Here is a 1,504-nt window from a genome sequence, read left to right as displayed (position 1 = left end):
CTCTCCTGGCCTATGGACTTGTGGATAAGCCATTCTGAGAGTAAGGTGAATGAACTAACAAACCGGGAATAGCTCTTATTTTTCCTGAATTTTGTTCCAGATCCCCGGACCTAGCTAAAGGTGCTGTGGTGAAAAAACAAAGCGGTCTTAGTTTAAGTGAGTTGATGATAGGTTTATTTTTAGCAAGCCTACTTAGTACGATACTCATTCAAACCTATTTATTAAATAAAAAAAATTATTTCAGCCTGCATCAAGCCTTAAGTGATAACTTTGAGATCCAATGGGCACAAGATTTATTAGCCCATAGTATCAGGCGAGCTGGATTTACTCCTTGTTTGAATATTGAGGAATTAACCCTTGTTGATAGGAGGACTAACAAGACGGAACTAAGTGGGCAAAATATAGAAATAAATAAGCAGGACATTCAAATTAATCGGATGGATGAACATTTTAGCATCCTTACTTCGTTTTTGAGCCTACAAGAAATTTTAGTTTCTTCAAGCTTATCTTTGCGTGTCGGCCAATCTTTAATAATAGCAGACTGCCAACGGGGCGAAGTTCACCGAATTAAGGAAAAGAAAAAGCTTCCTCAGGGCACCAGGTTGACTTTAACAAAGCCGATTTTCTTCACTTATCCTGCCTTACCTTATGTAGGTCAGTGGATAGAAGAACGGTGGTTTATTAAAAAAAATCAAGAAGGCGTAAAGGCATTTTATTACCAACACCTCCATAGCGAAGAATTAACCCCTCTCATCCATTCTATGAAGATTAAAGATCAAAAGCGTCAAGGCAGGAAGCAGATAGATATAATTTGGGGCTTAGATAGAAAAAAACACCAATTCAGGGTGTTAGTTAGAACATGAGAAAAGAAAAAGGTTTTATTTTAATTTTCACTTTATGCATCATGACTCTAGTGAGTTTATTAGCACTATCTAGCATAAATAATCTTAGACTCTATCAGCGCGCTTTAACAAATAGAGAAATCGAGCAGGAAAATTTTTACCAGCTAGAACGTATTGTTCGCCAGTTAATCACTACCCCAAAAACTCAATTAAAAGCATGTACCCGTAAGGAAAAGCAGCAAAATACTAGCCGGGAGTATTGGTTAGGGCAAGGAGGATGCCAAGTGAGGATTAAAAAAAGAAATTATCGTTATTTCATAGAGGATTTAGGATTTTATCCCTGTTTGATGGTGGTACATAAACAGATGCTTTATGCTAGCCATCATTATCTATTTACGGTCATCGCAGCCCCAACTTCAGAACTCAGATCATCATTGATTCAACTTAGAGTAATACGCATAGCTTCGCCACAACGCTGTTCTGAGCCTATCAGCTATGTTCATCCCGGAATTAGTAGTTGGCGCTATCTCCCTAATGTTGAGGCAGGGTCACCTCATGAAAAATTTTGAGATAAGATAGTGGTTAAAATAGAATCATCCCATCCAGCATTTTTTCTGAGCCGCTTAATAGATTGCCTTTTCATCTGATTTTTAGTTAATTGA

Annotated in this window: 2 protein-coding genes; both read left to right on the top strand. The window is 37.7% G+C overall.

Annotation, left to right across the window (positions count from 1 at the left end):
• Positions 1 to 128 precede the first annotated feature (128 nt).
• Complete coding sequence (locus ELY15_RS15725; RefSeq protein WP_127101692.1) at positions 129 to 863, top strand: PilW family protein; 735 nt, start codon at positions 129 to 131, stop codon at positions 861 to 863.
• Positions 860 to 1,411, top strand: coding sequence for a type II secretion system protein (locus ELY15_RS15720; protein ID WP_127101690.1), 552 nt, complete (start codon positions 860 to 862; stop codon positions 1,409 to 1,411). Before ELY15_RS15725 ends, ELY15_RS15720 begins: the two co-directional genes overlap by 4 nt.
• Positions 1,412 to 1,504 lie beyond the last annotated feature (93 nt).

Source organism: Legionella sp. km772, assembly GCF_003989735.1.
Classification (GTDB): domain Bacteria; phylum Pseudomonadota; class Gammaproteobacteria; order Legionellales; family Legionellaceae; genus Legionella.
This window is presented reverse-complemented; position numbering and strand designations above follow the sequence as displayed.